The sequence below is a fragment of the Paenibacillus sp. Pae15 genome (assembly GCF_024519685.1).
Classification (GTDB): Bacteria; Bacillota; Bacilli; order Paenibacillales; family NBRC-103111; genus Paenibacillus_G; species Paenibacillus_G naphthalenovorans.
Genome location: NZ_JALJRM010000060.1, coordinates 1 through 4626, shown reverse-complemented (window position 1 = coordinate 4626; position 4626 = coordinate 1). Strand labels below are relative to the sequence as shown.

Here is a 4626-nt window from a genome sequence, read left to right as displayed (position 1 = left end):
GCAATCACGTTAAACAGTAGTTCTGAGCCCGTTTGGCTGAACGGGACGTATCCCACCTCATCGAGAATCAGCAAATCCATCTTCCTCAGCTTCTCCCGAAACTTACTGAGTGTTCCGGAAGCAAATTTCTCTTGTAGAACAGCCACCAGATCACTGGAACGGTAAAACTGCACCGCTTTGCCCCGTCGGCACGCTTCCACGCCCAAAGCAATTGCCATATGCGTCTTCCCCGTACCCACAGCTCCCATCAGCAGCAGGTTTTCCTTGCGTTCCAGCCATTCCAACTGCCGCAAGGTATCCAGACTTCCTTCCTGCGGGAAGACAATGTGATCCGTTACGTATCCCTCGAAGGTTTTCAGATGCGGAAATCCCGCCTGCTGGACCAGTTTGCCCAATTTGGCCCGCCGTCTGCCGTCCAGTTCGGCAACCAGCAGTTCCTGTACCAACTGCAGCAACTGCTCGCTTTGCTGGGCAGAGACGTATTCGGCAATGTGCGCCAAACGCAGCTGTCGGCACAGATTCGTCAGTTCCACCGCCATCTCACATCACCCCCATCAACCGGTCATACCGATCTAATCTGGGCTCTGTTCGTGTTCCCGGCGGGGACAACGTCTCGGACCAAGACGCCGGCACATTCCGGCTGCCGTGTTTCATGCCAAGAAAGGCCGTGATGCCAGAAATGTCTTCTGCAAGCCCAGTCATGTTAAGAGCATTAGTAATCTGCTCCAGCGTGTACACACTGCTTAAGTAGTGCAACCCCTGTAGCCGTTCTTTGCGTATATCCACATCGGGAACCGTCACATAAGTTTTCAGCACTTCAGGCAGCATCCGTAAAAACTGGGAGTGGGTCACGCTGCGCGGTTTTCGCAGCCAGCCCGCAAACACCTGCGACCAAGGAATGTCCGCTGTCTTTCCGGTGTACGGCCTTGGCACCGTCCGCATCGGTTCATGCCGGTGGTCGAGCACCACAATACGATCCCAAAACAGCTGCGCCATCACTTCTGTACCGGGAGAAGCTTGTCCCAGCAATGGAATGACCGCATCATCCACCTGGATTTCGCCGTATTTGTTCACCACCGCGGTTTGCAGCCGGAATGCTTCGAACGGTTCCTCCGGCAACTGCAGCAGATGCCGTCTTTCTTCTTCCTGCCATAATTCCTCGATCTGTCTCTCTTTGACATAATGGTGGCGTTTGCGATCCTGCTCGGCCTGATCCGTGAAGTGAGCGGTAAGCTGCTCTTGGCTTGTGAACAGCGGAATCGGCACCGCCCAGTTTCGCTTCGAGTATCCGCACTTGGTTTCCACATGTCCTTTTTCATGGCCGCTGTACGGGTTGCAAAACACCGCTTCAAATCGGTAATGGGCGCAGAATCTGCGGAACATGTCTGTCAGCTGCCGTTCACCTTGTTTTTCGATGTGCACGACGGCAGCAGAAAGATTGTCGAACCAGATGCGCTGCGGAACCCCGCCGATCTGGTCGAAGACCTGTTTCATTGCTTCGAGGAAGCATTCCTGGTTTTCGGACGGCACCGGGTACACAAAGGCCGCATTGCTATACGAGAACGAGAGGACGAACAATTTATAGGAAACCAGCTTCTGGTTTTGGCACACTTCAATGGTCGTGAAGTCTGCTTGTGCTTCACCCGGCGGATGCTCGAGCCGTTCGTACGTTTTGGCCCGTTCCAGTTCCATCTCGGTCCTGCGCCGTTTCACATAGTGTATTTCGTCAAGCAAAAATCCCCAAAAAAATCGTGCATTTTTCCCCATCATCGTCGTGGGGAATTTTTACCGTTCTTTCATGAGCGCATGCTTCATCCGGTAGCTCTCGCCTTCGAATACGAGCAGGTGCCCGTGGTGCGCCAAACGGTCAATCATTGCCGCGGCCATCTGGTCATCGGTGAAGACGGTCCCCCATTTGGAGAACTCCAGATTGGTCGTAATAACCAGACTGCGGCTCTCGTAGCTGTCGGCAATGACACGGAAGAGCAGCTGCGCGCCGTCCTTGTCAACAGGGATATATCCCCACTCATCAAGAATGAGAAGCTGGCAGCGCTGGATCTCGCTCATTAGGCGTTCGAGCGTGCCGCCGCGCTTCGCTTCAGCCAAACGCATCACCAGCTCTGCGACCGTGTAAAACTTCACTGTCATCCCGAGCTCACAGGCACGCAGCCCAGCCGCAATGGCCAGGTGCGTCTTGCCGGTGCCGACGGGGCCGTACAACACCAGATTTCGCCGTCCTTCAATAAACGTGCCTTCTGTCAGATCGCTCCATTGCAGTGAGCTCGGCAGCTTGACGCCATGGCGCTCGTAACCCTCCAGTGTCTTGTAGACCGGAAATCCGGCGCGGCTGAGTAGCCTAGTGCGGCGGCTACGCTCCCGGCTTTCCATCTCCTCAGATAGTACGCGGTGCAAGAACTCTTCCTGTTTGGGCGTCGCCTCCGTTTCGCACAGCTGGACAGCACGCTGGCTGAGCACAAGCTTCTTGCAGAAGGCCGAGATCTCCGCGCGCAGCGCCTCCCGTTCCCGAATCGCGCTCATGGCTTCACCCCGCCGACAGGCTCCAGCATCCGGTCGTAGACGCTCAGATCGACACTTGGACTTTCTTCCGGCTCAAACGAGGCCAGCCTGGCGGCAAGCACGATGCTGTTCGCACTGGTGAGCCGTCCGAGCTTGGTCGCTTCCTCCATGGCCTGCAGGGCGGTGTCGAATCCATAGCGCCCGGAGAGCTGCTCCATTGTCGCCAGCGTCTCTTTCAGTTCTGTGCGTTCCAGCTTGTCCAGTTCTTCGCGCAGCAGATCCGGAATCGCTTTGCGCAGCTGGCTGTTGCGCCAGGCGCCGGGATTCTGCAATAGGCGGCTGAGCGTGGTCCGCACGTCCACACTGTCTGTCCGCTGTTTGCCGAACAGACGGAGATGGATCGTAATCGGCTCACCGCTTGGCAGGAGCGGTTCCACGGTGTGGGCCCCGATTCGCACGGTGACTTCGCGCCCGGCCCACTCTGGTGACGAGGAATAGAAGTGCTTGCCGTCAATCGAGAATTTACCGTAGCCGTCCGTCTTCACGCGGGCATAGCGACAGGCGGCGAACGGATGGCGCGGAAGATAGAGCAGCGCATTCTTATCATCTTCAAAGAGCAGGTGAATCGGGACGCCTTTCTTGTAATGTTCACGCTGCCAATCGGCTTCGCAGCGGCCGAGCAATTCCTCGTTAAAGGCCTGCATGTCCGTCACGGTGGGCAGCGGCACGAAAAAGTTGCGCCGAAAGTAGCCGACCTTGTTCTCGACATTGCCTTTCTCGTGGCCAGCGTACGGATTGCAGAACGTGACCTCGAAACCATAGTGGGCCTTGAAGCGAAGGAACAGATCCGCCATCTGGACATTTTCGTTCACTCGCCGGCCTACGCCGCTGGCATTGTCAAAGATCAGTCTTCCCGGCACACCGCCGATCCGGTGAAAAATATCGCGCAGGCCGTGCACCACGCACTCGGCCGTCTCGCCGCCGAACAGCTGCGTGTAGCCCGCGTTGCTGTAGGGGAAGGTGACGCAGAGGAACTTACAGGCTTTCTTCTCGCCGTCCGCATCAAAGATATCCGCTTCACCGAAATCGACTTGCGCTTCACCCGGCGGCCATTCCAGTTCCAGCGTCCCTTCCTGATGTCGCGCTTCCCGCAGACTTCGCACGTATCGCTGGACCAGCGGATACGAGGCGTCATACCCGGGGCATTCCGCCACAAGCCGGTTATGAATGCGTTGCGCCGTGTGCCGCTGCTTGTAGCGATTCTTACGATCTTCTTCGAGCCAGCTTTGGATGAGTGGCTTGTACGGATCCAGCTTGGAAGGCTGCGCCACTGCCGCCTTCGGTTTTCGATTCTCAAACGTCTCCGACTTCATGACCTTCCTCACCGTCTTTCGGTCCATCTGCAGCCGCTCGGCGATCGCGCTCGGCTCAAGCCCCTTGCTTTGCATGTTCTTGATCGTTTCAATCTGACTCATCTTCAGCATCTCCCCGTCTCCGCCCCCTCATCGTCTACGAACAGGGTAACGGAGTTGCTAGATTCGGTCCATTTCCGCACGATTAAAGTGGGGAATTTCGCACGATTTTTTTTGGGAAATCCGTTTGATCATTTTGGGTATTTTTATCTTACCGTACACAACATAGGTGGAAACGGTGCGTTCGCTACCGGGAAACTGGTACTCGTCGCGCAACCGTTGGAAGATACGAGCAGCGGTATGCCGCTGTTTCCGGGGAAGCAATCGATCTTCTTCCAACCAGGCATCAACGATTTCCATATAGGGTCCCATGACAGGGGAACGGCTTTTTCTATTGGTCATCCGGAGGTTCCAGTTGTCCTGATCCGCATATTTTTTAGCGGTTCGCCAGTGGACACCAACCCGATCGGCGATCTCTTGAATGGAGCAACCTTCTGCTTCTCGCAAAAATCTGATATATTGTTGTTGAGGCATTTTCAGCATCCTTTCGAGTCTCTCCTTCGTCAGTCTTAAGCAAACTTAACGATAGGAGGATTTTGGAGTGCTGACAAGTGCCTTTTTTTGTTGCCGATCAAGTCGGCAATTTTCTCGGCATTTTTACGCTGCAATTCTCGGCACTTTTATTTTGCGATAAACA

At 55.5% G+C, this 4626-nt stretch carries 5 protein-coding genes; all 5 read right to left on the bottom strand.

All coding sequences use genetic code 11. From position 1 onward, the window contains the following. The coding region (locus NR121_RS24760) for an ATP-binding protein (protein ID WP_256832125.1) at positions 1-539 on the bottom strand (539 nt) is incomplete at its 3' end. Position 540: 1 nt separating this feature from the next. Next, complete coding sequence (istA, locus tag NR121_RS24755; RefSeq protein ID WP_256832126.1) at positions 541-1767, bottom strand: IS21 family transposase; 1227 nt, start codon at positions 1765-1767, stop codon at positions 541-543. Between the two features lie 18 nt (positions 1768-1785). Next, positions 1786-2538 (bottom strand): IS21-like element helper ATPase IstB, encoded by a 753-nt coding sequence (gene istB / locus NR121_RS24750; protein WP_137671284.1) that lies wholly within the window; start codon positions 2536-2538, stop codon positions 1786-1788. Beyond that, complete coding sequence (gene istA, locus NR121_RS24745) at positions 2535-3992, bottom strand: IS21 family transposase (protein WP_256832124.1); 1458 nt, start codon at positions 3990-3992, stop codon at positions 2535-2537. The genes istB and istA (NR121_RS24745) overlap by 4 nt, the downstream gene beginning before the upstream one ends. Positions 3993-4049: 57 nt before the next feature. Then, positions 4050-4472 carry a hypothetical protein gene (locus NR121_RS24740; RefSeq protein ID WP_256832127.1) on the bottom strand — a complete coding sequence of 141 codons (423 nt, stop codon included), beginning with the start codon at positions 4470-4472 and terminating at the stop codon, positions 4050-4052. Positions 4473-4626: the final 154 nt, after the last annotated feature.

What these genes read in the sequence shown, in the direction of transcription:
- istA (WP_256832126.1), bottom strand. Translation starts at nt 1,767, where the DNA reads ATGGGGAAAAATGCACGATTTTTTTGGGGATTTTTGCTTGACGAAATA.
- istB (WP_137671284.1), bottom strand. Translation starts at nt 2,538, where the DNA reads ATGAGCGCGATTCGGGAACGGGAGGCGCTGCGCGCGGAGATCTCGGCC.
- istA (WP_256832124.1), bottom strand. Translation starts at nt 3,992, where the DNA reads ATGAGTCAGATTGAAACGATCAAGAACATGCAAAGCAAGGGGCTTGAG.
- NR121_RS24740 (WP_256832127.1), bottom strand. Translation starts at nt 4,472, where the DNA reads ATGCTGAAAATGCCTCAACAACAATATATCAGATTTTTGCGAGAAGCA.